The organism is Micromonospora sp. WMMD1274 (assembly GCF_049179035.1).
GTDB lineage: Bacteria > Actinomycetota > Actinomycetes > Mycobacteriales > Micromonosporaceae > Micromonospora > Micromonospora tulbaghiae.
The window spans coordinates 1,211,156-1,235,644 of sequence record NZ_JBMHMG010000001.1; the positions used below are offsets into that span (position 1 = coordinate 1,211,156).

Here is a 24,489-nt window from a genome sequence, read left to right on the forward strand (position 1 = left end):
CTGTAACGGGACTATCCGTTACGGTCCTCCTGTCGCACCTCTCGACAGGAGGACTCCATGTCCGCTCCCCGCTCCCGCCGGCTCGCCCTCGGCGTGCTCGCCACCGGCGCCCTGATGACCATCCTCGACGGCAGCATCGTCACCGTGGCGATGCCCGCCATCCAGCGCGACCTGCGCTTCTCCCCGGCCGGCCTGAGCTGGGTGGTCAACGCGTACCTGATCGCGTTCGGCAGCCTGCTCCTGCTCGCCGGCCGGCTCGGCGACCTGATCGGTCGCCGGGCGATGTTCCTCGGCGGAACCGCGCTGTTCACCGCCGCGTCGGTGCTGGCCGGGCTCGCGGAGAACAGCGCCACGCTCGTCGCGGCCCGCTTCCTCCAGGGCGTCGGCAGTGCGGCGGCCACAGCGGTGAGCCTCGGCATCCTGGTCACGCTCTTCCCCGACGCCGCCGAGCGGGCGCGGGCGTTCGCCGTGTTCGCGTTCACCGGCGCGGCCGGGGCGGCCATCGGCCAGGTCGCCGGCGGCCTGCTCACCGACGCGCTGGGCTGGCACTGGATCTTCCTGATCAACCTGCCGATCGGCCTGGCCACGATCACGCTCGCGGTCCGCACGCTGCCCGCCGACCGGGGCCTGGGCCTGGCCGCCGGGGCCGACGTGGCGGGCGCGCTACTGGTCACCACCGGGCTCGTGCTGGGCATCTACACGGTGGTCACGATCGAGCGGTACGGGGCGACGTCGGCGCACACGCTCGGCCTGGGCGCGCTCGCCGCCCCCCTCGTCGCCGGTTTCGTGGTCCGGCAGGCCACCGCGCGCCGCCCGCTCATGCCGTTGCGGCTCCTGCGCTCGCGCGGCGTCGCCGTGGCGAACGTGGTCCAGATCCTCACCGTCGCCGCGACGTTCGCGTTCCAGGTGCTCGTGACGCTCTACCTCCAGCAGGTGCTCGGCTACGACGCCACGCGCACCGGGCTGGCGCTGCTACCGGCCGCCGTCGTCATCGGCGCGGTGTCGCTCGGCGTCTCGGCCCGGCTCAACGCCCGCTTCGGCGAGCGGGTCGTGCTGATCGCCGGGCTCGTGCTGCTCGCCGCCATGTTCGCGCTGCTGGCCCGGGTGCCGGTGGACGGCCGCTACCTGCGCGACGTGCTCCCGGTGATGCTGCTCGCCGGCGGGTTCGGGCTGGTGCTGCCGGCGCTCACCGCGCTCGGCATGTCCGCCGCCCGCGCCGAGGACGCCGGTCTCGCCTCCGGGCTGTTCAACACCACCCAGCAGCTCGGCATGGCGTTCGGTGTCGCGGTGCTGTCCACGCTGGCCGCCGCCCGGACGGCGGACCGGGTCGCGCTCGGCGACGACCGGGCCGCCGCGCTGACCAGCGGCTTCCACCTGGCGTTCGCGGTCGGCGCAGGGCTCGTGGTGGTCGCCGTCGTGCTCGCGTACGCGCTGCTGCGCCCCCGCACCGCGGAGCGCGCCGACGCCCCGGCGCTCGTGGGGTGAGTCAGCCGGGGGCGCGGGCCGGACGGGTGAGGAACGGCAGCACCGCCGCCGGCAGCGCCGGTGAGGCCACCACGTCGTAGTGGGTCAGCCCGGGCAGCACCGCGAGCCGGGACGCGGGACGGTCACCGTCGCCGCCCGCGTCCCGGTGGCCGCCGCCGAGCAGGCCGAAGAACTCCGCCGCGTGGCTCACCGGGATCTCGTCCGCGTCGGCGAAGACCAGCAGCACCGGCATCGGCAGCGCGGCCACCTCGGCCGACCAGTCGTAGTCCCGCCGCAGCAGTTCCCCGCTGCGGGCCCAGAGCAGCGGCCAGTCCTGCGGGCGGGGCGCGACCCGCGCGTACCGCTCGTACGGCGGGGTGCCGCGCATGCGCTCGGCGGCGCGCTCGTCGTGGGCGGACATCGCGGCCAGCGTCTCCGGGTACCAACCGCGCCGCCGGAACGGCGTGGAGACGAGCACCAGGCGGCGGACCAGGGCGGGGTACTGGATCGCGGTACGCAGGGCCACCCCGCCGCCGAGCGAGTAGCCGAGCACGTCGGCCCGAGGCAGGCCGAGCCGGCACAGCAGCCCGGCCACGTCGTCGGCCATCGACTCGTACCGCAGCGGCCGGTCCAGACCGCCGGTGCGGCCGTGGCCCCGCAGGTCGACGGCGATCAACCGGCGGCGCGCGGCGAGCGCCTGCCGGACCGGCGCGAACGTCTCCGTCGACCCGTATCCGCCGTGCAGCAGGACCAGCGGCCTGCCGGTGCCGTGCTCCTCGTACCAGATCCGCAGCCCGCCGACGTCCGCATAGGTCACCCGCCGATCGTCGCGCCCCCGGCGCCGTGGCGGGCCCGTTCGCGGACGCCCCTCAGCGGGACGCGCGGGGGCGGGCGCGCAGGTGGGCGCGTTCGCCCTGGCTGCCGAAGAGGCTGAGGAACTCCACCCCCTCGCTGTCGGCGCGGCCGAACCAGTGCGGGACGCGGGTGTCGAACTCGGCCGCCTCACCGGGTTCGAGCACCAGGTCGTGCTCGCCGAGCACGAGCCGCAGCCGCCCGTTGAGCACGTAGACCCACTCGTACCCCTCGTGGGTCTTCGGCTCGGGCTCGGACCGCCCGCCGGCCGGGATGATCAGCTTGTACGCCTGGATGCCGCCGGCGCGGCGGGTGAGCGGCAGCATGGTCATCCCGAACGCGGCGACCGGCCGCAGGTGGACGCGCGGATCGCCGGTGGGCGGGGCGCCGACCAGCTCGTCGAGAGTGACGCCGTGCGCGCGGGCCAGCGGGAGCAGCAGTTCCAGCGTCGGCTTGCGGCCGCCGGACTCCAGCCGGGACAGCGTGCTCACCGAGATGCCGGTGGCGGCGGAGAGGTCGGTGAGGGTGGTCTCCCGCTCGCGGCGCAGCGCGCGCAGCCGGGGGCCGACCGCGTCGAGGGCCTGGTCGAGGTCGTCGTCCATGCCTGCCAGTTTGCCACATCAGCAACAGAGTTTGCAGTTCTGCCGGGCCTCGCCGCAATCTGGTCGCGGAGGTGGTCACGATGACCGAGAACTACGAGGTACTGGTGATCGGCGGCGGCGCGGCCGGGCTCAGCGGCGCGCTCATGCTGGCCCGGGCACGCCGGTCGGTGCTGGTGGTGGACGGCGGCGAGCCCCGCAACGCACCCGCCGACGGGGTGCACGCCCTGCTGGGGCACGACGGCGTGCCGCCGGCCGAGCTGCTGGCGCGCGGCCGGGACGAGGTCCGCCGCTACGGCGGGCACCTGACCGAGGGCCGGGTCGAGACGGTGGACCGCGACGGCGCCGGGTTCGCGGTGGCGCTCGCCGACGGCCGCCGGGTACGCGCCGGCCACGTGCTGGTCGCCACCGGCCTGGTCGACGAGCTGCCCGAGGTGCCCGGCCTGCGCGAGCGCTGGGGGCGGGACGTGGTGCACTGCCCGTACTGCCACGGCTGGGAGGTGCGCGAGCGGCCGATCGGGGTGCTCGGCACCGGCCCGATGTCGGTGCACCAGACGCTGCTGTTCCGGCAGTGGAGCGACGACGTGGTCTACCTGCGGCACACCGCGCCGCCGCTCACCGACGAGCAGGCCGAGCAGCTCGCCGCGCGCGGCGTGCCGGTGATCGAGGGTGAGGTCGCGGCCGTCGAGACGGACGGGGACCGGCTGACCGGGGTACGCCTGCGCGACGGCCGCACGGTCGACCGCGAGGTGCTGACCGTCGCGCCCCGGATGGTGGCGCGGACCGGGTTCCTGGCCGGACTGGGCCTGCACCCGCAGCCGCACCCCAGCGGGATGGGCGAGTACCTGCCGGCCGGTGAGGCGGGGCGTACCGATGTGCCCGGGGTGTGGGTCGCGGGCAACGTGACCGACCTGTCGGCGCAGGTCGGGGCCGCCGCGGCGGCGGGTGCCCGGACCGCGGCGATGATCAACGCGGACCTGGTGCAGGAGGAAACCCGCCGGGCGGTCGAGGCCCGGCGTGGCGCGCGGGAGGGTGGATGACCACGAATCGCCCCTAACCTGACAATTCTTCCCTTAGGTTGAGTCGGAGAGGGCAGTCGGAACCTGGGGGGCGACGTGGAGGGCTATCCGGCGATCGAGGATCACGGGCTCATCGGCGACCTCCAGACCGCGGCGCTGGTGACCTGTGACGGGACGATCGACTGGTTCTGCGCTCCGCGCTTCGACTCGCCGAGCATCTTCGCCGCGCTGCTGGACAAGGAGAAGGGCGGCTTCTTCCAGATCGCCCCGCACGAGGTCCGGTACGTCACCAAGCAGCTCTACCTGCCCGGCACACCGATCCTGATCACCCGGTTCATCAGCGCGGACGGCGTCGCCGAGGTGATGGACTTCATGCCGGTCACCGGCGAACGGGTCACCGACTCGCACCGCATCGTGCGCATGGTCAACATGGTGCGCGGCAGCATGCGCTTCCGGGTGGAGTGCCGGCCCCGGTTCGACTACGCACGCGAGCGCCACGACCTGGAGCGGCACCGCAACGGCTACCTGTTCCGCAGCCCGTCGGCGACGCTCACCTTCAACCCGATCGACCCGGTGCGGCAGCTCTGGGCCCAGACCGGCGAGATCCGCATGGAGGGCGGCGACCTGATCGCCTACGGCACCCTCAAGGAGGGCGACACCGGCGGGGTGATCCTGGAGACCGGCAGTGAGGAACCCCGGATCATCCCGCCGGAAGAGGTCCAGGGCATGTTCGAGTGGACCCGGGACTACTGGCGGCGCTGGGTCGAACGCTCCCGCTACACCGGCCGCTGGCGGGAGATGGTCGAGCGCTCCGCCATCACGCTCAAACTCATGACGTACGCGCCGACCGGCGCGATGATCGCCGCGCCGACCGCCGCGCTGCCCGAGCTGGTCGGCGGCTCCCGCAACTGGGACTACCGCTACACCTGGGTACGCGACACCTCGTTCTCCGTGCACGCGCTGCTCGGCCTCGGGTTCACCGAGGAGGTCAGCCGGTACATGGACTGGCTCGACGAGCGCATCCGCGAGGCCGGCGACCACCAGGACCCGCTGAAGATCATGTACCGGGTCGACGGCTCGTCGGACCTGCACGAGGAGGTCCTCGACCACCTGGAGGGGTACCGGGGCTCCAGGCCGGTCCGGATCGGCAACGGCGCGGCGGACCAGCTCCAGCTCGACATCCACGGTGAGGCGCTCTACGCCATGCACCTCGCCGACGAGCAGGGCATCCGGGTGTCGCACCAGGTGTGGAAGAGCACCGTGCGCCTGGTCGACTGGCTCTGCCACAACTGGGACAAGCGCGACGCCGGGATCTGGGAGAGCCGCCACCACCCCCGCAACTACACGTTCGGTCGGGTGATGTCCTGGGTGGCGCTGGACCGGGCCATCCGCCTGGCCACCCGCACCGGCCGGCCCGGGGACATGAGCTGCTGGACCGAACAGCGCAACCGGATCTACAACCAGGTCATGGCCCGCGGTTTCCACCGGGAACGCGGCAGCTTCGTGCAGGCGTACGACGAGAACGTGCTCGACGCCGCGCTGCTCTACATGCCGGCGGTCGGCTTCGTCACGCCCAGCGACCCGCTCTGGCTGTCCACGCTGGAGTCGATCGAGCGCGACCTGGTCTCGGACAGCCTGGTCCACCGGTACGACCCGCTGCACTCCCCCGACGGGCTGCCCGGCCACGAGGGCACGTTCAACATGTGCACCTTCTGGTACGTCGAGGCACTGGCCCGCTCCGGCCGGCTGGACGACGCCCGGCTCACGCTGGAGAAGATGTTCACCTTCAGCAACCACCTCGGCCTCTACGCCGAGGAGATCGCCTCCACCGGTGAGCAGATCGGCAACTACCCGCAGGCGTTCAGCCACCTCGCCCTGATCAACTCGGCGCTGGCGGTCAACGACCTGCTCGACGCCGAGGCCCACGCCCGCCTGCGCCGGTAACTCCGGTGATCTCCGGCCCGGCTCCGGGTAGCCTTACCGCATGAGGTTCCACGCCACCGTCATGAAGCCCTGGTCCCTCCGCTGACGGCGGCAGGGTGACCGGCTTCTTCTGACGTACCAGCTCTGCTCCGCCGTCCTGGCGTTCCCGCCGGGCGGTGTCCTCGCGCTGCCCGGCTCCACGACGAGCCGAAGAGCGGACTGTGAACAACCTCGACAACATCCCTTCATCCCCGTTCGCCTCGAACAACCTGCTGCCCGCCGGGCACCGGGCGCACGTGCGGGCCGACGGCGTCCGCGTCGTCCGCGGCAGCCGGGTCGTGCTGTCCGACGTCAGCGTGACCGTCTCCGCCGGATCGCGCCTGGCTGTCGTCGGCGAGAACGGCCGTGGCAAGACCACGCTGCTCCACGTGCTGGCCGGCATCCTCGCGCCCGACCAGGGCACCGTGGAACGGCTGGGCACGATCGGCGTCGCCCGGCAGAACCTGGAGGCGCGCCACGGCGAGACTGTGGGCACGCTGATCCACGAAGCGGTCCGGGAGTCCGAACGCGCGCTGCGGGCGCTGGACGACGCCGCCGACGCGCTGGCCGAGGGCCGGGCGAGCGCGGACGACGCGTACGCCACAGCGCTCGACGCGGCGACCCGGCTGGACGCCTGGGACGCGCAGCGACGCGTCGACGTGGCGCTGGCCGGCCTCGACGCCTGCCCGGACCGGGACCGCCCGCTGGCGACGCTGTCGGTCGGCCAGCGCTACCGGGTCCGGCTGGCGTGCCTGCTCGGGGCCCGGGTCGACCTGCTGATGCTGGACGAGCCGACCAACCACCTCGACGCGGCCAGCCTGGCCTTCCTCACCGCGCGGCTGCGCGAGCACCCGGGCGGCGTGGTGCTGGTGACCCACGACCGCGCGCTTCTGCGGGACGTGGCCACGGAGTTCCTCGACCTCGACCCCAGCGCGGACGGCCGCCCGCGCCGCTACGCCGGGGACTACGCCGCCTGGCAGGACGGGCGCAGCCGCGACTTCGCGCACTGGGTCCGCGACCACGAGGCACAGCAGGCCGAACACCGGCGCCTGGCCGACGCGGTACGGGAGGCGCAGGACCGGCTCAGCACCGGCTGGCGTCCCGAGAAGGGCCACGGCAAGCACCAGCGCCAGTCCCGCGCGCCCGGGCTGGTCCAGGCGTTGCGACGCCGGCAGGAGGCGCTCGACGAGCACCGGATCACCGTCCCGGAGCCACCGCAGCCGCTGCGCTGGCCGCCGCTGGACACCCGGGCCGGACTGCCGATCCTGCGGTGCCACGACGTGACGGTGACCGGGCGCCTGCGTACCCGGGTCACGCTCACGCTCGACGGCGGTGACCGCCTGCTGGTGACCGGGCCCAACGGCGCGGGCAAGTCGACGCTGCTCTCCGTGCTGGCCGGTGACCTCGCGCCGTCGACCGGGGAGGTCCGCCACCCGTCCGGCGCGCGGGTGGCGTACCTCGGTCAGGAGGTGCCCGACTGGCCGCCCGGGATGCTCGCGCACGACCTGTACGAGCAGCACGTGGGGCGGCTGCGCTCCACCGGGCGCCTCGGCTCCGGCACGCCTCTGCCGCTGGGCGCGACGAACCTGCTCGACGCCGAGGCCCGGCGTACCCCGGTCGGCCGGATGTCGCACGGACAGCAACGGCGGCTGAACCTGGCGCTGCGCCTGGCCGAACGTCCCGACCTGCTGATCCTCGACGAACCCACGAACCACCTGTCCGCGCCGCTGGTCGACGACCTCACCGCGGCCCTGCTGACGACCCGGGCCGCGGTGGTCGTCGCGACCCACGACCGGCAGATGCTCCACGACCTGGCGGCCTGGCCCACGCTGCCGCTCACCGCCGGCGACGCCGGGCCGTCCGGTCACACAGCGTCATGCCTGCCGGAAGATTGATGGCTTCGAGCGTTATGACTGAGAGGCATATTCATGCCTCTCAGTCATAACGCTCATGCGGTCCTGCTTCCCGGGTCCATCCGACGAAGCGGCGGTGCAGTGCGCCGGCCGGCGCCCAGGGCATGTCCTCGGTGGCCTGCACGAGGTAGGCGCCGAGGTACAGGGCCAGCGACACCGGCGCGTCCGCGTACTCCGCGCGCAGCTCCCGCCTCCGGGTGGGGCACGGCCAGGGCAGGTCGCAGCCGCCGCAGCTCCAGACCGGCATGACCGGGCCGTGGGTGGTCACCGCGCACCCTCCAGGAACCGCGCGGTGACCGCCCGCGCCTGCCGGCTGGTCGCCCATTCCACCTGCCAACAGGGGTACGGAGTGAGCCGAGCCCGCCGATCACTCGTCACTCCCCTGCGGCCAGTGACCACGGTTGATCGGAATCCGATGCCGCGAACGGCAGGGCAGGTCGGCGCCGCACCGGCAGACCCGTGTCCACCGCCGCCAGCACCAGACCGGGCGATGCCGCCGGGCCAACGTCAACGCGGCGGCGGACAGGTACGCGTCGTACGAGACGCGGCGCTCCCGCGTGGCGTCCCCGTCCGGGGGCCGTTGTCCGCCTCGTGCCTGGTCCAGCAAGCGTCGCCGGGCGATCTCCTGCTCCATGGCCTGGAGGCGCTCACCGAAGCCGGACACCGCCGACGACGACGGGTACCGACCGACGAGCCGCCGCAGGAGCAATGGAATCCCGTCCCGGGACAGTGCGGTCCTGAGCCCAATGAAGCCCTCGCCGCGAGCCGCCTCAGCAGCGGCGACATGTCGCCTCTCTGTCACCTCTCGGCCCACCGCGTGGATCTGGTCGCTCCGGCTCATCGACGGATCGTCGCCAGTACTCGACATCTCCACCTCCGCCAGGGAAAACATGTGCCCTCACAGCGCTGCCGGTCCACAGTGACGTCTGGGCGTCACTGATCGCGACGGCACAAGAGCCGACAATCCGACTCCATAGGTGACGACATTTAGGCGACACAGCACTATCGTGGCGGGCATGACCGCCCCCAACACGGTTCTGCGCGGCGTCCGCACCGGAATGCGCATGAGCCAGGACGACTTCGCCCGCGCGCTCCAAGCCGCCGGCCACCGCGTCGGCGAACCCAACGACGCCAACAAGCGACTCGTCCAGCGATGGGAGTCCGGTGCGATCGCCGCACCGCGCCCCGTCTACGCTCGCGCGCTGGAGGTCGTGACCGGCCTGCCCATCTCACTGCTCGGCTTCGCCGCGGTGCCCGGTGGGCACGTGGCCGACGACCAAGACGGTGGCCACGACCTGACCTCACCCGTATCGAGCCTGGCCACGCCCACGCCGACATCGAAGTCCGCCACGGCCCACAGGTCGTACGAGGGCGTGTGGCTCAGCCGCTACCAGTACTACTCCAGCGGCCGGGAGGAGTCCTTCGCCGGACAGCACTTCGTCGTCCTGTTGCAGCACGGCGACAGGCTGACCGCGCGCAGCCTGCCCGGATCGGCGTCCTCGTCCCTGTCGCTGGACCTGACCGTGGACGGCGCCGTCATCACCGGCACCTGGGTGGAACAGACCGACCCGGCCGGTTACTACCGGGGCGCCCGCTATCACGGGGCGATCCAGCTCCTGGCCGAGCCGACCGGCCGACGGATGGCCGGGAAGTGGGTCGGATTCGGCAAGGACATGGACGTGAACACCGGCCCGTGGGAGCTCGTCTTCCGCGACGCGTCGACCTCCAAGGCGACGCTGGACCGGTACAACACGCCAGCGACGTAGCAAGCGCCGCGCCATCGCCTCGACGTCGGACAGGAGCGGTGCCGGCGTCGACTACTCTGCATCGGAACACGGCACGGCACGGTGCCCAGTTCCAGCGAAGCCGCACGTCGTGCCCGCGATACAACAGGAGAACGCTGTGACAGTCCGCGCCACGGGCCGGCCGTTGACCCGACTGGAAGCCGCCCAGGCGCAGGCGGAGCACGTGCTCGGTGCCCGGAAGGCCAAGCGGATCGCGATGTTCGGCAACGGCACGCTGTACGTCAAGGCGGGCACGCTGGCGCAGGTCATGTCCTGGCTCATCGACTTCGTGGTGTGCCTGTTCGCTGTCGCGGTAGGTGTCGTCGTCCTGTCCGTGGTGGACCGCGCGGTGACTCTCTCCGGCGGTGCCCTCGCCGGGGCGGTGCTCGCGTTGTTCGTACTGGTGCCGGTGCTCTACGGCCTCTGCTACGGCAACGGCCGGGCGCTCGGTGCCGTCCTCACCGGCACGCAGCTCGTGCGGGTCAAGGACGGCAGCCGGATCGGCGTCAAGGCATGCTGGGCCATGCTGGTCCGGACGCTGTTCATGCCGGTCCTGTCCGTCGTGCTGGTGGTGACCGCGTTCAGTACCGGTTCCGCGGATGCGCCCGGTTCGCTCGCGCGGACCAGCATCGACCCGGACGCCACCCGGCGCCTCCACGACGCGGGCATCCGTTGACCCGTCACCACACCGCACCGCGACGGCCGACGCTGCCCCCGTACATCGCCTAGCCTCTCGGGCGTGGAGCACCTGCGCGACCTCGCCGTCCGGTTGGCGATGGACGAACCGGTCGGCGACGACCTGCCGATGGCGGCTGCTCACGCTCTGACCCGAGGCGTCGACTCGCCGGGCCTGCGTGAGCTTGCCGGCCTGTCGAAGCGCCAGTCGCGGGAGGCAGTCGATCTGTTCCGGCAGGCGATGGACGAACTCGGCTCGCCGGTGCCGGACGAGCGCGGCGCCCGGCTGCACCTCATGCGTCAGGCAGCGGCGGACATCGTTGCGGGAGACGGTGACGCCGAGGACCTGGCGTACGAGATCTACTGGCACGCGGCCTATTCCCAGTTGCCGGAGCTGCGACCCGTGGCCGATCGCTTCCTGGAGCTGTACGCCGGATGGGGCGCGGCCTTCGACCAGACGGAGGAGGCGATCGCGGCCGCTAAGGTGGCGGCCCAGTCGTTCCTGCGCGACCATCCAGCCTGAGCGGCTCCCGCATGTCTCGTCTACCGCAACGACCGCGCATGGGCAAACGCCAGACGTGATGAGCCATATGCTGCACTCCGAGCGGAAGCGGGGATTTCGTGAGGATCGTTGATCGGGTTCGCGGCGGATCATTTGTCGCCGGCGTACTGGTGGTGCTGGGCCTTGCCGGCTGCGTCACACGAGCCGACCCGCCACCGCCTCCGGCGCCCTCAGTGGATCCCGCGCCGTCGGCATCGCCCACCGAGCAGGAGGCGCTGATGGCGACGATTCGCCAGTTGGTCGAGCGGGCCGACGTCGGCGACGACATCCGGGAGCGCACGATCGAGGTCGGCGAGCCCTATGAACCCTGCGACCTGCTCATTGCCGACCCCGGCCGGTCGAACGGGGGCGGATTGGAGTTCGATCAGGTGTGGGGCGCGGGCCTGGAGGTCAACCCCGTAGGGATCTTCGCCGACGTCCAGCCCCCGACAACCCTTCTGAACGTCACGGTGATCGGTCTGCGCGATGCCTCGGCGGCCGCTGCGGCCGCGCGTACGGCGCGCATCGCACGTTGCCCCAGTAAGGATTTCCGACTCAACATCGGGATGGCCACCGCCCGGTGGGGCGCACGCACGATGACCATCGGATCGACGAGCGCGCGGCTGACCACGGCGACGGTGAGCCGGGTGAACCCGGAAAGCGCGGAAGGAATGCCGTTCCTGCCGGGCAACGCGCGGCTGATCTTCGCGCACGGCTCGCTGCTCATCAGTGTCGAGGCGCTCACCTTCTGGCCGCCCAAACTGAGCACCGCCACCGACGTCACCGCAACCGCTCAGGAGAAGGCCACGTCCCTGGCAACGGCGATCGTCAAGACCGTCCCCACGCCAGGCTAGGGCCGAGCGGCCCGCTGGAGTAGACGCCGCTGAGCGCGGCGCAATCCAGGTGCTTTACGGGTCGGCGGGCGCCACCGTCGTCGCTCTACGATTCCGTCGTGCCGAACGCTGCCCGCCGCGCCAGGCGTCGAGGCAAGACAATTCTCGCGGCCCTGGTTGTGGTGCTCGTGCTGCTGTCCACCTACCTCACGATCACGCTGAGATACGAGCTGCACCAAGGAAACTTCGGAGCGAACCCGCAGGCGTTGTCGAGCGCCACTGCTGGCCCCTACACGGAGTACCGGTACCTCGCGCAGCCCGGTCGAAGCATCGATTACGGGTTCAGCATCGCCAACCGCGGACCGCTGACCATCCGCCTCGAGGAAGTGACCAAAGACGGCGGCCCCGGCTACGTCGTTGATCAGGTTCACGTGAACATGGATGTCGGCCGTGAGGGCTTCGAGAGGGGAAAGGCCACTCCCTTCGAGCCGATCGACCTTCCGGCGGGCGATCAGATATTCGTGTGGGTGACCCTGCGCTTCTCCGAAGATCTCCTTCTGAACTATCAGCCTCCGTGTGCGGGGTTCTCTTTCGCAACACACGAAGTGCGATTCAACGTCCTCGGGATGCAGCGCGAGCAGAGAGTGCCGATTGGCTACTTCATCCGCGTCGAGACGCCTGACGCCGACGGACGACCCTGCCGCAGTGACGAGTAGATGTCGCCTCCCGGCTGATGCTGGACATGATCGTTCTGGCCGAGGCGCTAGCTTGCCGGGGTGGGCTACGACATGTTCGTTCAGCGTTTCGTGCAGGGCGACGCCGCCCCGATGGCGGCTGACGCCTTCCTGGCTGTCTTTGCGCCCCGTGTCGACCGCCGAGCACCGCAGCCCAGCCATTGGCACATCAGCGCCGAGGACGGCGGCACGGCAGATGTCTACGCCGCCCTCACCGGCGACACTCTCGACAGTTTCACGATCAGCCGATTCTCCGCCGGCGCGGTTCTCGACATGCTCGTCGAGTTCATCGGACTCTCCGATGCCGTGGTACTTCCACCTGGCTCCCCCACCCTGCTCGCGCACGAAGGGCAGCGGGACCACCTTCCCGAGGAACTCCGCGCCGACGCCGTGGTCGTCCAGGCCGGCGCGGACGTCGAGCGCGCCATCCTGAACTGCTAGGCGACGTGTGAACGTCCGACGGTGCTGGACAGGCGGCAGCCGGCCCGCCGACTGCCCGCTTCAACCACGCCGGACAGCGCACGGGATCGTGGTACGGCCGCTGGGGAACGTGCCAGGTGTGCGGGTGCGTCCTGCTGCCGGACACCGCCGGCGACCGATGCCACCAGCACTTGGGCGTCGACTGAGCCCTTCTTACGCCCGCCCGTGCTGTCAGCGACTCCCAGCGCGAGGGATCAGGCCCGGCGAGGAGGTTCTCTGCCGCTGACACCACCGTACGGAAGCGGGACGCCCAAGGCTCGCCAGAGGTCACGGAGCACCCGTCCGAGCCGCTCGCTGTCGTCCGTCGACAGCTCAGCGATGGCCATGCCGGCGGCCTGGTGCTCCCCGACGTTGTAGATCAGGTCGGCAAGCGCCGTCGCTGACGGTCGGTCGAGACGAAGAACCACTTCCGCTTCCTCAGGCATGTCCGGCACCCTACGGCTCCAGCAGCATTCGACGCTCGTCCATCGTCCACCAGAGGTGTCTCGTGCGGCCAAGGTCCCCACGTGATGTGGAACCATGACCGCATGGACCAGGAGACTGCGCCACAGGGGTGGATGCAGCAGCACATGGCCTCCTGGCTCCGCCTCGTCACCACCTTGCGAAGCGAAGGCTGGGAGGCGCAGATGACGTGTGAGGCAGCTCCGGTGCAGATGGAAGGTCACTTGCCGAGCGGCGAGCGGTTCTACTTCCGTGCCCGTCACAGCGATGTATCGCTGGGCATCGGAGGCGAAGACCCTTCGGATATCCCTGAGTGGGAAGAGAGCGAATCACACGAGGAAGCAAGCTGGCTACCAGCTACCGACGCGGAGGCCATCATCCGACGACTCGCGCTCCGATATGCGGGGCGGAAGAGTTGAGGTGTGGCCGGGATTCGCTTCGCGTGGTGGCACCCTTCCCTTGATGGTGGGAGCGGCAGGTGTCGAACCGCGATCCCTCGCTTGCCGCAGCGGACCTGGCGCGGCTGTGGTTCAGCGGTTGCCGGGCGACGCGTCCGCTGAACGCCGATCAGTGCAGGCGGCCGATCGGACCGGTGCTCTTCACATGACTTGGCCGGTGCTCTTAACATGATCGGCCGCCGGTCGCGTAGCCGGCGGGCATCGGCCGGGGGTGTGGCGTGGGCAAGCGATCACGTGTCGAGTGGCACGACAACGGCGCGCTCATCTGGACCTGGGGGCTGACGCTGGTCGTGTCGGGCGTCGGGCTGCTGCTGTTGGCCGTTGCGGCGATCCTCTGGGCGGTCCGTGCTCCGGCCGAGGTCGCCGATGGAGGCGGCAGATTCATGGTCCCGGCGATATTCGGTGCCGTCGCGCTTCTGGTGGCGGTGGCTGGACGAATCACCTCGGCCAACGCCCTGAGGTACGCAGACTCGACCCTGCCGAAGGTTCCCCACGAACTGGGGGTGGCACGCCACGTCGGGAGGCAGCGGCGTTCGCTACGACGTCGCAGCGGAATTGCCTACCTGTACATGGCGGTCACCGTTGGCGGGCTCGCCGGCGCCGCTCTGGTGTACTGGGGTGAGCAGCCCCGCGCGGGCCGCCTGCTTGAACTGGCGCTCGCCGCGAGCGGCGGTGCCGGCTGCTACCTGGCCGGGCCGGCCGCCCGGTTCGTCGTCACACCGGAATATCTCCACATCGACACGGCGCTGCGCCGCACATCGGTACCCCGGCACATGCTCGGCGGCTTCTCCCAGCGCGGCGTAAAGATCCGCCTCGACCTGACCAACGGCGATCACGTCCAGTTCCGGGTCGACTCACCCATACTGGACGCCGGCGACAGCAGGTACCGAACCAACGGGCGGACCCAGGCGCGCACCGTCGAGCGAATCGTGGCGATGCTGCGCGACGTGACCAGCGCCGACAGCACGGACAGTCAGGTCGTAAGAGCGCCGAGGTGGGCCATGATCACCCTCGCCGTCGCCGCCGGGCTGGTGTCGGTCGCAGCGTTGATCGCGGCAGTCTCCCTACCGGCGCTCGGCCCCTGACCGAGAGACGCTGCACAGCCTCATCGCAAGAGCGGACGATCATCGGGTGCCGTCGACCCGCCACGTCAAGACGCAACCTCAACCGACACTTCGCCGGCCTTCGAGAGAAAGCCGGCTGCCCCGAGGTCCAGCTGCACGACCTGCGGCACACCGTCGTCTCGCTGCTGATGGGTGGTGGGCGCGGCAGGTTTCGAACCTGCGACCCCTCGCTTGTAAGGCGAGTGCTCTCCCACTGAGCTACGCGCCCGGAACGCCCGTACGGCGGGCCGGAGCGGCCAGCTTACCTGCCCGCCTCCGGCCCCGCGCAACGACGTGCCTGGGGTGTGGCACTCAGGCGGCGACGGCCTCGGCCAGCGCCTTGCGCCAGCCCTGCTGGTCGCGCGCCTCGCCGGGCATGTTCATCTCGGCGAACGCGACCACGCCGGCCTTGTCGATGACGAAGGTGCCCCGGTTGGCGATGCCGGCGACGTCGTTGAAGACGCCGTACGCCTGCGCCACCGCGCCGTGCGGCCAGAAGTCGGACAGCAACGGGAACTGGTAGCCCTCCCGGTCGGCCCAGATCTTGTGGGCGTACACGGAGTCGACACTGACGGTCAGCACCTGGACGTCGTCGTTGACGTACTCGTTGAGGTTGTCCCGCACCTCGCACAGCTCGCCCTGGCAGATGCCGGTGAAGGCGAGCGGGTAGAAGACCAGCAGCACGGTCTTGCGACCGCGGAGGTCGGAGAGCCGGACCTCCTGGTTGTTCTGGTCCTTGAGCAGGAAGTCGGGCGCCTCGGCGCCAACCTCGATGGGCATGCGTGCTCCCTCGGCGATCGGGTCTGGAGATGATCAGCCTGCCACACCCGGCGACCGCGGCCGCCGGGTGTCGGACGCCGCCCTACTTCTTGCTCTTGGAACCGCGCCGCATGACGAGACGGGCTCCGCTCCAGTCACGGCCGGCGTTGATGGTGGAGGTCTGCTGAAGCCCGGCGGTCTGCGCGCTCTCCGCGACCTCGCTCGGCTCGACGTGGCCGTCGCGGCCGGCCTTCGGGGTCAGGAGCCAGACCACGCCGTTGTCCGCGAGCGGCCCGAGGGCGTCGACGAGGAGCTCGAACAGGTCACCGTCGCCGTCTCGGTGCCAGACCAGAACCGCGTCGACCACCTCGTCGGTGTCCTCGTCGACGAGTTCCCCACAGCGGTCGGTCAGGGCGTCCCGGAGATCGGTGTCGACGTCGTCGTCGTAGCCCATCTCCATGACGACCATGCCCGGCTCGATACCGAACCGGTCCGCCAGGCTGCGTACCCCGTCGGCCTGGCCAGCGGTCGCGCTCACTGTCGAGTGCCTCCTCATCTATCCCTGCTCGTGGCGTCGGGTGACACCGTCGGGCTCAGTCCACACAGTTGCGGCTCGCCGCGCAAGTGGCGCACCGGGTGGAACGGAATTTACCGTGCCAGCAGCGTACGGGCACCCTGGGTGATGGCTTCGGCGGAGACCAGTACCTGACGGGCAGCCGGACCTAATGGTACAAACGAGTCAAGTGCGGCTACGCGGCGCGCGGCGCCCACGTATCCGGTGTCGACGAGCGCGGACAGCACGCCCTCGCCCACCCCGCCGGTTCGCCGCGTCTCGTCCACCACCAGCACGCGGCCGGTCGCCGAGGCCTCCCGGATGATGTCGGCCACCGGCAGCGGGGCCAGCCAGCGCAGGTCCACCACCCGGCTGCCCACGCCCTCCCCGGCCAGCGTGGCCGCGGCGCGCAGCGACATCCGCACCCCGTTACCGAACGTGATGATGGTGAGGTCCTCGGCGGAGCCGATCCCGTAGACGCGGGCTCGCCCGATCGGCACGTGCCGGTCCGCCCAGGTGCCCGGTTCGGCGTACTCGGCGGTCCACTCGTCGTCACCGTCGGTGTACAGGTCACGGACGTGGTAGAGCGCGATCGGCTCCACGAAGACGCAGACGCTGCCGTCCACCCGGGCCGCTGCCAGGCAGGTACGCAGCATCGGCGCGGCGTCGTCCGGCCGGGCCGGCACGGCCACCACCAGCCCCGGTACGTCCCGCAGCGCCCCCAGCGAGTCGTCGTTGCGGTCGTGCCCGCCGAGTCCGTCCGGGCTCGCCAGGCCGGGCACCCGCACCACCATCGGGTTGCGGAACGCGCCCCGGGACAGGAACCGCATGGTGGCCGCCTCGCCGCGGAGCTGGTCCTCGGCGCCGTGCAGCAGCGTCAGGTGGCGGATCTCGGGCACCGGCAGCAGGCCGGCCAGCCCGGCGCCCAGACCGAGCCCGAGGATCGACGTCTCGTCCGGCAGCGTGTCGAACACGCGCGCCGCCCCGAACCGCTCCCGCAGCCCTTCGGTCACCCCGTACACCCCGCCCCGGGCGGCCACCTCGTGGCCGAACACCGCCGTACCGGGATGGTCGAGCATGCCGTCGGCGAGCGCGGCGTTGATGCTCTGCGCCAGCGTCAGCGGGCCGGTCAGCTCCGGCGGCTTGCCGCCGAACGCCTCCGCCCGCGCTCCGGCGCCCGGCCCGGCCGCGTGCGCCGCCGCCTCGGCGACCGCGCGGGACACCCGGACCGGCCGGCGCGGCGCCAGTTCCCGCACGATCTCGACCGGGGAGGCGAGCTTCGGCTCGTCCAGCACCTCCTCGGCGGCGCGGCGCAGTTGCCAGCCCCGCTCGTCGTAGCGGGCCAGCAGTTCCTCGCCCTCGGCGTACCCGGAGGTCACCAGCAGCCGCGCGGTGGCCAGCAGCGGGTCGCGGGCCGCGTCGCCGCCACCCTGCTCCATCAGCCGGACCGTGCTCAGGTGCAGCATGGCGGGCCGGCGCTGCCGGCGTACCCAGTCGGCCGCCTCCGCCGCGACCCGGTAGGTCGCGGCCACGTCCGTGCCGTCGGCGGCGAAGTACCGGATGCCGGGCCGGGACCGCAGCGTGGCGGCCACCCAGCCCTCGGCGGAGGCGCCGCTGTCCGCGCAGAGGAACAGCACCGGGATGCGCAGGCCGGTGTGGTCGTACCAGCCGGTCGTGTTCAGCGCGGCGGTGGCGGTGGCGTGGTCGGCCGCGGCGTCGTCGAAGGAGCAGACCACCACGGCGTCGGCGGGCCAGGGCGCCGCGTCGGCCTCGCCGTCGGTGGGCCGCGCCCCGCGGCGCAGCCGCTCCAGCGCCAGCCCCAGGCCGACGGCGCGCGGCAGGTGCGAACCGGCGGTCGAGGTGGTCGGCACGACCGCCAGGTCGGCACGGCCGAAGACCTTCGCCCGCCCGCCGGCCGCGGGTTCCTCGGCGGAGGCGACGATGCCGCGCAGCACGTCGCGCGCCGCCGCCGCGAACGCGTCGTCGGGCGCGGGCTGCGGCAGATCGGGTACGACGACAGTCGCGTCCCCGTCCGCGTCCACGACGATCCCGGCGCCCACGGGGAGGCTGGCCGCCTCCGTCTCCCCCGGGTCAGCGTCGACATCTTGGTGGGAAACGGCCCCCGGAGGGGCGCTTTCGCTCCAAGATCTTCCCGGTTCCGGTTCCGGTTCCGGTTCCGGTTCCGGTTGCGGGGAGGTGGCGGGGAAGGCGCCGGCGGCCTGGGCGGCGCGCAGGCAGTAGAACGCGCCGGAACGGGCGTGCAGCAGCGCCGGGTCGGTCGGCCGCAGCGCGGCGGCCACCGCGGCGTCGCCCTCGCGACCGGCCGACTCGACAGTGAAGTACCCCTCGCCGAAGCCGGACAGCCACCGCCCGGCCAGGTCGAGCAGCCGGCTGGTCACCTGCGCGTCGAACAGGGCCAGCGCCTGCGCCCCGGTCAACGGGCCGCCGTCGGGCAGCGGTTCGCCCAGGTCGCGCCGCTGGTCGGGCGCCCCGAGCGCGGCCAGTTCGGCTCGGAGCCGGTCGTCGAGATCGTGCGGGGTGGTCACGCGGACAGCATTACCGACTCGGGCCCGCCTCGCCCACTCGGACACGTTCCGCCCGGCGTGGCTCAGACCTGCCCACACTCCTGCGGGCAGCCTCCGTCGGAGACCTTCAGCACCAGGTCCCGCAGTGTGGCCAGTTCGTCGGTGCTCAGCCCGTCGAGCAGTCGGGAGTCCGACATCACCTGGCGGAGCCGTTCGCGTACCTGCCGCCCCCGCCCGGTGACCACGAGCGCCTTCTGCCGCCGGTCGGCCGGGTCGGTACGCCGTTCCACCAGCCCGGCCTGCTCCAGCTTGTCGGCCAGGCCGGTGACGTTGGACCTGTCGCAGCCGAGCTGTTCGGCGAGGTCACGGGCCGGGAGCGGGCGGTCCGGGTCGAGCTGGTGCAGCGCCCGGGCGACCGCGGGGGTGAGGCCCAGCGCCGCGATCCCCTCGTCCTGGTGGTGCCGCATCGCGGCGGCGACGTGCAGGATCCGGCGCACGGTCTCCCCGGCCAGCTCCGCCCGGTTGTGGACGGTGGGAACGGTGGTTTGCGCCATCCGATCATCGTATGGGCGAGTCGATCTTCGATCAGCCGAACGGTCAGGCACCTCCCGCAACCGATTGCCGATCATGAAGCGCTGTTCGGCGAAAATTCCCGGCCGGTCGTCCGCGCGTCACCTTCCGTCCATCGACGTCCGTGAGGCTTCCCGGAGTCGACGAACCGGACTCCGGGGAGGAAAACCGTGGCTCTGTCCCGACGTACCATCCTGCTCAGCGGCGCGGCGCTCGGCGCCGCCGGCGCGGCAGCCGGCCTGCCGGTCGCGGCCGCCGCGTCGCCCGGCCCGCTGCGCCGCGACCCGTTCACGCTCGGCGTGGCCTCCGGCGACCCCGACCACGAGGGCTTCGTGCTCTGGACCCGGCTGGCGCCGGAGCCGCTGGCCGAGGACGGCCTGGGCGGCATGCCGTCGCGGGTCGTGCCGGTCAACTGGGAGGTGGCCGCCGACGAGCGCTTCCGGCACGTGGTGCGCCGCGGCGTGGCCCTGGCCCGGCCGGAGTCGGCGCACAGCGTGCACGTCGAGCTGGGCGGCCTGCTGCCCGGACGCGAGTACTTCTACCGGTTCCGGGCGCAGCGCTGGCTGTCCCCGGCCGGGCGCACCCGGACCGCGCCGGCGCCGTGGCTGATGCCGTCCGCCCTCGCGATGGCCTTCGCCTCCTGCTCCCAGTACGAGCACGGCTACTTCACCGCGTACCGGCGGCTGGCCGAGACCGAGCCGGAGCTGATCCTGCACCTCGGCGACTACCAGTACGAGTACGCCAAGGACACCTACACCGTGCCCGGCGGCAACCCGCGTGACCACGAGGGCCCGGAGACCCGCACGCTGGCGAACTACCGGCAGCGGCACGCCCAGTACAAGACCGACACCGACCTCCAGGCGGCGCACGCGGTCGCGCCCTGGGTGGTGGTCTTCGACGACCACGAGGTGGAGAACAACTGGGCCGACGAGGTGCCCGAGGCGCCCGATCCGGACTTCCCCGCCCGGCGGGCGGCGGCGTTCCAGGCGTACTACGAGAACATGCCGCTGCGCCGCACCTCGATCCCGCGCGGCATCGACATGCAGCTCTACCGCCGGGTGCGCTGGGGCCGGCTGGCCACCTTCCACATGCTCGACACCCGGCAGTACCGGGACGACCAGGCGTGCGGCGACGGCTACAAGAGCTGCGCGGAGGCGTCCGACCCGGCCCGCTCGATCACCGGCGCCGCGCAGGAGGCGTGGCTGCTGGACGGCTTCCGCCGTTCCGAGGCCCGCTGGGACCTGCTCGGCCAGCAGGTGTTCTTCGCCCAGCGGGACAACAACTCCGGCCCGTTGACGGTGACGAGCATGGACGCCTGGGACGGGTACGTCGCCTCCCGGGACCGGATCACCCGGGGCTGGACAGCCGCCGGGGTGCGCAACCCGGTGGTGCTCACCGGCGACGTGCACGCGCACTGGGCCAGCGACCTGAAGCTGGACTACGCCGACCCGACCTCGCGCACCGTCGGCAGCGAGCTGGTCTGCTCGTCGATCACCTCGACCGGGGACGGCGCCGACTCGCCGACCGGCTCGCACCCGTGGCTGGCGTTCAACCCGCACCTGCGCTTCCAGAACAACCTTCGGGGGTACGTCCGCACCACGATCACCCCGACCGAGCTGACCGCCGACTTCGACGTGCTGCCGTACGTGAGCCGGCCGGACGCGCCCGCGTACACCCGGGCCACGTTCGTGATCGAGGACCGCGTACCCGGGCTGAACCTGACCCACGACCGGCCGCCGGCCGCGGCGCGCACCGCCGCCCCCGGTGTCGACCAGGGCCGGCAGACGGTGGAGGCGGAGACGGTCCGCCCGTGACGGGCGCGGCCGGGCCGGGCGCGGGGCGCCCGGTCCGGCCGGTCAGCCGGCCAGGAACGAGAAGCGCACCTGACGGTCGGGGTTGTCGCCGTTGGTGTCGACCAGGCAGATCGACTGCCAGGTGCCGAGCTGGAGCCGCCCGCCGAGCACCGGCAGCGTCGCGTACGGCGGCACGAACGCCGGCAGCACGTGGTCGCGGCCGTGCCCGGGTGAGCCGTGCCGGTGCCGCCACCTGTCGTCGGTGGGGAGCAGGTCGTCGAGCGCCCGCAGCAGGTCGTCGTCGGAGCCGGCGCCGGTCTCGATGATCGCCAGCCCGGCGGTGGCGTGCGGGACGAAGACGTGCAGCAGGCCGTCGCCGGCCCCGGACACGAACCGCTCGGCCTCGCTCGTGATGTCCCGGACGGTCGGCCGGGAGCCGGTCCGGACGGTGATCACCTCACTGCGCATACGGCGCATTCTGCCGCAGTGCCCGGTTCGCCGCCGCGTCCGCCGATAGCGCATCCGGTGATCGCGCAAAGTTACTGATGGGTACCTGTGTTCAGCGTCGCGTCTGGGGGTGGGAGAGGTGACGACACGCGCCACCAGGGGGCAGGATGGCGCTAGAGACCTATCCCACACGAAACCGAGGGAACGCCTGTGGCTACGGAACGCAAGCGCCCGGTGATCACCGCTGGTCTGCCGAGCCAGCTTCCGGACATCGACCCTGAAGAGACCAGCGAATGGGTCGAGTCGCTCGACGGTGTCATCGACGAGCGCGGGACAAAGCGAGCCCGGTACGTCATGCTGCGCCTGCTGGAGCGGGCCCGCGAGCGGCAGGTCGGGGTGCCGTCCCTGACCACCACCGACTACATCAACACGATCCCGCCGGAGCGCGAACCGTGGTTCCCGGGTGACGAGCACGTCGAGCGGCGGCTGCGGGCGTACATCAGGTGGAACGCCGCGATGCTGGTGCACCGGGCGCAGCGCCCGGAGATCGGCGTCGGTGGGCACATCTCCACGTTCGCCAGCTCGGCGTCCCTCTACGAGGTGGGCTTCAACCACTTCTTCCGGGGCAAGAACCACCCGGGCGGCGGCGACCAGATCTTCTACCAGGGTCACGCCTCCCCCGGCATGTACGCGCGGGCGTTCCTGGAGGGCCGGCTCAGCGAGAGCCAGCTCGACGGCTTCCGGCAGGAGCTGTCGCACCCCGGCGGCGGGCTGCCGTCGTACCCGCACCCGCGGCTCATGCCGGACTTCTGGGAGTTCCCCACGGTCTCCATGGGTCTCGGGCCGCTGAACGCCATCTACCAGGCGCGGTTCAACCGCTACCTGCACCACCGGGGCATCAAGGACACCTCCCAGCAGCACGTCTGGGCGTTCCTGGGCGACGGTGAGATGGACGAGGTCGAGTCGCTCGGCGCGATCGGCGTGGCCGCCCGCGAGGAGCTGGACAACCTCACCTTCGTGATCAACTGCAACCTCCAGCGCCTGGACGGACCGGTCCGCGGCAACGGCAAGGTCATGCAGGAGCTGGAGGCGTTCTTCCGGGGCGCCGGCTGGAACGTCATCAAGGTGGTCTGGGGCCGCGAGTGGGACCCGCTGCTCGCCGCGGACACCGACGGCGCGCTGGTCAACCTGATGAACACCACGCCCGACGGTGACTACCAGACCTACAAGGCGGAGTCCGGGGCGTACGTGCGGGAGCACTTCTTCGGCCGCGACCCGCGGACCCGCAAGATGGTCGAGGGTCTGACCGACGACGAGATCTGGAACCTCAAGCGGGGTGGCCACGACTACCGCAAGCTCTACGCGGCCTACAAGGCGGCCACGGAGCACACCGGCCAGCCCACGGTGATCCTCGCCAAGACGATCAAGGGCTGGACGCTCGGCTCGCACTTCGAGGGCCGCAACGCCACGCACCAGATGAAGAAGCTGACGCTGGAGGACCTGAAGCTCTTCCGCGACCGCCTCTACCTGGACATCCCGGACAAGTCTCTGGAGGAGAACCCGTACCTCCCGCCGTACTACACCCCGGGTGAGAAGTCGGACGAGATCACGTACCTGAAGGACCGGCGTCAGCAGCTCGGCGGCTACCTGCCGACGCGCAGCACCGCGCGCAAGACGCTGGCCATCCCGGGCACCGAGCGGTTCTCCGACGTCAAGCGCGGGTCGGGCAAGCAGAAGGTCGCCACCACGATGGCCTTCGTCCGCCTGCTCAAGGACATCATGAAGGACAAGGAGTTCGGCAAGCGCTGGGTGCCGATCATCCCGGACGAGGCCCGCACCTTCGGTATGGACTCGCTCTTCCCGACCCAGAAGATCTACTCGCCGCACGGCCAGCGCTACACCTCGGTGGACCGGGAGCTGTTCCTGTCCTACAAGGAGTCGACCACCGGCCAGATCCTGCACGAGGGGATCAACGAGGCCGGGTCGGTGGCCTCGTTCACGGCGGCGGGCACGGCGTACGCCACCCACGGCGAGCCGATGATCCCGCTGTACATCTTCTACTCGATGTTCGGCTTCCAGCGCACCGGCGACGGGTTCTGGGCGGCGGCGGACCAGATGGCGCGGGGCTTCGTGCTCGGCGCGACCGCCGGCCGGACCACGCTCAACGGTGAGGGCCTCCAGCACGAGGACGGCCACTCGCTGCTGCTCGCCGCCACCAACCCGGCGGTGGTCGCGTACGACGCGGCGTTCGCATACGAGCTGGCGCACATCGTGGAGAACGGCCTGCACCGGATGTACGGGGAGGCGCAGGAGAACATCTTCTACTACCTCACCGTCTACAACGAGCCGATCTTCCAGCCGGCCGAGCCGGAGGGGGTGGACGTCGAGGGCATCGTCAACGGCATCTACCGCTACTCCCCCGCGCCGCAGGTCGGCGACGACGCGCCGAAGGCGAACATCCTCGCCTCCGGCACCGGCATGCAGTGGGCGCTCAAGGCCCAGCAGCTGCTCGCCGAGGACTGGGGCGTCTCCGCCGACGTGTGGTCGGTGACGTCCTGGACGGAGCTGCGCCGCGACGCGGTCCAGTGCGAGGAGCACAACCTGCTCAACCCGGGCGAGGAGCCGCGGGTGCCGTACATCGCGCGGAAGCTGGCCGACGCCGACGGGCCGAAGGTCGCGGTCAGCGACTGGATGCGCGCGGTACCGGACCTGATCGCCCGCTGGGTACCCGGCGACTACACCTCGCTCGGCACGGACGGCTTCGGCATGTCGGACACCCGGCACGCGCTGCGCCGCCACTTCCACGTGGACGCCGAGTCGGTCGCGGTCGCGACGCTGCGCCAGCTCGCGCTGCGCGGCGTGGTGCCGGCCCACGTGCCGGCCGACGCCGCCCGCAAGTACGCGCTGGACGACGTCAACGCCGCCCCGGTCGGCGAGACCGGCGGCGACAGCTAGTACCCGTCACGCGAGAAGGGCCCGGCGCC

General features: G+C 71.6%; 23 protein-coding genes and 1 tRNA gene. 14 read left to right on the plus strand and 10 right to left on the minus strand.

Features of this window, described 5'->3' with window-relative positions; all coding sequences use genetic code 11:
• The first annotated feature begins 57 nt into the window (after positions 1-57).
• Positions 58-1,485, plus strand: a complete 1,428-nt coding sequence (locus tag ACN27D_RS05120; RefSeq protein ID WP_421498624.1) for an MFS transporter — start codon at positions 58-60, stop codon at positions 1,483-1,485.
• Between the two features lies 1 nt (position 1,486).
• Here the strand turns inward: ACN27D_RS05120 and ACN27D_RS05125 are convergent, their stop codons facing one another.
• Both ACN27D_RS05125 and ACN27D_RS05130 read right to left on the minus strand, forming a co-directional pair.
• A complete protein-coding gene (locus ACN27D_RS05125) occupies positions 1,487-2,281 on the minus strand; it encodes an alpha/beta fold hydrolase (protein WP_421498625.1) in 795 nt (264 codons plus the stop codon).
• 52 nt (positions 2,282-2,333) lie between these two features.
• Complete coding sequence (locus tag ACN27D_RS05130) at positions 2,334-2,918, minus strand: helix-turn-helix domain-containing protein (RefSeq protein ID WP_091421325.1); 585 nt, start codon at positions 2,916-2,918, stop codon at positions 2,334-2,336.
• Positions 2,919-2,998: 80 nt separating this feature from the next.
• Here ACN27D_RS05130 and ACN27D_RS05135 point away from each other — a divergent pair, with 80 nt between their 5' ends.
• From ACN27D_RS05135 to ACN27D_RS05145, 3 genes are all read left to right on the plus strand, one after another.
• Positions 2,999-3,955, plus strand: coding sequence for an NAD(P)/FAD-dependent oxidoreductase (locus ACN27D_RS05135; RefSeq protein ID WP_421498626.1), 957 nt, complete (start codon positions 2,999-3,001; stop codon positions 3,953-3,955).
• A gap of 75 nt (positions 3,956-4,030) precedes the next feature.
• A complete protein-coding gene (locus tag ACN27D_RS05140) occupies positions 4,031-5,878 on the plus strand; it encodes a glycoside hydrolase family 15 protein (protein ID WP_421498627.1) in 1,848 nt (615 codons plus the stop codon).
• A gap of 200 nt (positions 5,879-6,078) precedes the next feature.
• On the plus strand, positions 6,079-7,791 hold the full coding sequence (locus ACN27D_RS05145; protein WP_421498628.1) for an ABC-F family ATP-binding cassette domain-containing protein: 1,713 nt from the start codon (positions 6,079-6,081) through the stop codon (positions 7,789-7,791).
• A gap of 40 nt (positions 7,792-7,831) precedes the next feature.
• On the opposite strand, the gene ACN27D_RS05150 is transcribed toward ACN27D_RS05145, so the two are convergent.
• Positions 7,832-8,077, minus strand: a complete 246-nt coding sequence (locus tag ACN27D_RS05150) for a hypothetical protein (RefSeq protein WP_421498629.1) — start codon at positions 8,075-8,077, stop codon at positions 7,832-7,834.
• A 739-nt stretch (positions 8,078-8,816) separates the two neighbouring features.
• Between ACN27D_RS05150 and ACN27D_RS05155 the strand changes: the two genes are divergently transcribed.
• The 6 genes from ACN27D_RS05155 to ACN27D_RS05180 all read left to right on the plus strand — a co-directional run bounded on the left by ACN27D_RS05155 (position 8,817) and on the right by ACN27D_RS05180 (position 12,817).
• Positions 8,817-9,575 (plus strand): helix-turn-helix domain-containing protein, encoded by a 759-nt coding sequence (locus ACN27D_RS05155; RefSeq protein ID WP_123111260.1) that lies wholly within the window; start codon positions 8,817-8,819, stop codon positions 9,573-9,575.
• A gap of 136 nt (positions 9,576-9,711) precedes the next feature.
• Entirely contained in the window at positions 9,712-10,269 is a 558-nt protein-coding gene (locus ACN27D_RS05160; RefSeq protein ID WP_421498630.1) for a hypothetical protein, read from the plus strand.
• Between the two features lie 63 nt (positions 10,270-10,332).
• Positions 10,333-10,791 (plus strand): hypothetical protein, encoded by a 459-nt coding sequence (locus ACN27D_RS05165; RefSeq protein ID WP_421498631.1) that lies wholly within the window; start codon positions 10,333-10,335, stop codon positions 10,789-10,791.
• A gap of 98 nt (positions 10,792-10,889) precedes the next feature.
• On the plus strand, positions 10,890-11,663 hold the full coding sequence (locus ACN27D_RS05170) for a hypothetical protein (protein WP_421498632.1): 774 nt from the start codon (positions 10,890-10,892) through the stop codon (positions 11,661-11,663).
• A 98-nt stretch (positions 11,664-11,761) separates the two neighbouring features.
• Complete coding sequence (locus ACN27D_RS05175; protein WP_421498633.1) at positions 11,762-12,358, plus strand: hypothetical protein; 597 nt, start codon at positions 11,762-11,764, stop codon at positions 12,356-12,358.
• A 60-nt stretch (positions 12,359-12,418) separates the two neighbouring features.
• Positions 12,419-12,817 (plus strand): hypothetical protein, encoded by a 399-nt coding sequence (locus tag ACN27D_RS05180; RefSeq protein WP_358172452.1) that lies wholly within the window; start codon positions 12,419-12,421, stop codon positions 12,815-12,817.
• 233 nt (positions 12,818-13,050) lie between these two features.
• On the opposite strand, the gene ACN27D_RS05185 is transcribed toward ACN27D_RS05180, so the two are convergent.
• Positions 13,051-13,281, minus strand: coding sequence for a hypothetical protein (locus ACN27D_RS05185; RefSeq protein ID WP_421498634.1), 231 nt, complete (start codon positions 13,279-13,281; stop codon positions 13,051-13,053).
• A 102-nt stretch (positions 13,282-13,383) separates the two neighbouring features.
• On the opposite strand from ACN27D_RS05185, the gene ACN27D_RS05190 reads away from it, so the two are divergent.
• Positions 13,384-13,716, plus strand: a complete 333-nt coding sequence (locus ACN27D_RS05190; protein ID WP_233586240.1) for a hypothetical protein — start codon at positions 13,384-13,386, stop codon at positions 13,714-13,716.
• Positions 13,717-13,973: 257 nt separating this feature from the next.
• Positions 13,974-14,840: a hypothetical protein gene (locus ACN27D_RS05195; RefSeq protein ID WP_421498635.1), complete on the plus strand. Its 867-nt coding sequence runs from the start codon at positions 13,974-13,976 to the stop codon at positions 14,838-14,840.
• Between the two features lie 172 nt (positions 14,841-15,012).
• On the opposite strand, the gene ACN27D_RS05200 is transcribed toward ACN27D_RS05195, so the two are convergent.
• The 5 genes from ACN27D_RS05200 to ACN27D_RS05220 form a co-directional block, all read right to left on the minus strand.
• A tRNA-Val gene (locus tag ACN27D_RS05200) sits at positions 15,013-15,087 on the minus strand.
• 83 nt (positions 15,088-15,170) lie between these two features.
• Complete coding sequence (locus tag ACN27D_RS05205) at positions 15,171-15,638, minus strand: peroxiredoxin (protein ID WP_421498636.1); 468 nt, start codon at positions 15,636-15,638, stop codon at positions 15,171-15,173.
• An 82-nt stretch (positions 15,639-15,720) separates the two neighbouring features.
• Positions 15,721-16,155, minus strand: coding sequence for a DUF3052 domain-containing protein (locus ACN27D_RS05210; protein WP_013287823.1), 435 nt, complete (start codon positions 16,153-16,155; stop codon positions 15,721-15,723).
• A gap of 110 nt (positions 16,156-16,265) precedes the next feature.
• Positions 16,266-18,716: a transketolase C-terminal domain-containing protein gene (locus tag ACN27D_RS05215; protein ID WP_421498637.1), complete on the minus strand. Its 2,451-nt coding sequence runs from the start codon at positions 18,714-18,716 to the stop codon at positions 16,266-16,268.
• A gap of 62 nt (positions 18,717-18,778) precedes the next feature.
• Positions 18,779-19,249 (minus strand): MarR family winged helix-turn-helix transcriptional regulator, encoded by a 471-nt coding sequence (locus ACN27D_RS05220; protein ID WP_121686647.1) that lies wholly within the window; start codon positions 19,247-19,249, stop codon positions 18,779-18,781.
• A 186-nt stretch (positions 19,250-19,435) separates the two neighbouring features.
• On the opposite strand from ACN27D_RS05220, the gene ACN27D_RS05225 reads away from it, so the two are divergent.
• Complete coding sequence (locus ACN27D_RS05225; protein WP_358172440.1) at positions 19,436-21,079, plus strand: alkaline phosphatase D family protein; 1,644 nt, start codon at positions 19,436-19,438, stop codon at positions 21,077-21,079.
• Between the two features lie 42 nt (positions 21,080-21,121).
• Here ACN27D_RS05225 and ACN27D_RS05230 read toward each other — a convergent pair whose 3' ends face one another.
• On the minus strand, positions 21,122-21,526 hold the full coding sequence (locus tag ACN27D_RS05230) for a secondary thiamine-phosphate synthase enzyme YjbQ (protein WP_030271630.1): 405 nt from the start codon (positions 21,524-21,526) through the stop codon (positions 21,122-21,124).
• 189 nt (positions 21,527-21,715) lie between these two features.
• On the opposite strand from ACN27D_RS05230, the gene aceE reads away from it, so the two are divergent.
• Complete coding sequence (gene aceE, locus ACN27D_RS05235) at positions 21,716-24,460, plus strand: pyruvate dehydrogenase (acetyl-transferring), homodimeric type (RefSeq protein ID WP_358172438.1); 2,745 nt, start codon at positions 21,716-21,718, stop codon at positions 24,458-24,460.
• Positions 24,461-24,489: the final 29 nt, after the last annotated feature.

Bases quoted from the DNA above. Each gene is read 5' to 3' on its own strand.
- ACN27D_RS05120 (WP_421498624.1), top strand. From the start codon at position 58: ATGTCCGCTCCCCGCTCCCGCCGGCTCGCCCTCGGCGTGCTCGCCACC.
- ACN27D_RS05130 (WP_091421325.1), bottom strand. From the start codon at position 2,918: ATGGACGACGACCTCGACCAGGCCCTCGACGCGGTCGGCCCCCGGCTG.
- ACN27D_RS05135 (WP_421498626.1), top strand. From the start codon at position 2,999: ATGACCGAGAACTACGAGGTACTGGTGATCGGCGGCGGCGCGGCCGGG.
- ACN27D_RS05185 (WP_421498634.1), bottom strand. From the start codon at position 13,281: ATGCCTGAGGAAGCGGAAGTGGTTCTTCGTCTCGACCGACCGTCAGCG.
- ACN27D_RS05190 (WP_233586240.1), top strand. From the start codon at position 13,384: ATGGACCAGGAGACTGCGCCACAGGGGTGGATGCAGCAGCACATGGCC.
- ACN27D_RS05205 (WP_421498636.1), bottom strand. From the start codon at position 15,638: ATGCCCATCGAGGTTGGCGCCGAGGCGCCCGACTTCCTGCTCAAGGAC.
- ACN27D_RS05220 (WP_121686647.1), bottom strand. From the start codon at position 19,249: ATGGCGCAAACCACCGTTCCCACCGTCCACAACCGGGCGGAGCTGGCC.
- ACN27D_RS05230 (WP_030271630.1), bottom strand. From the start codon at position 21,526: ATGCGCAGTGAGGTGATCACCGTCCGGACCGGCTCCCGGCCGACCGTC.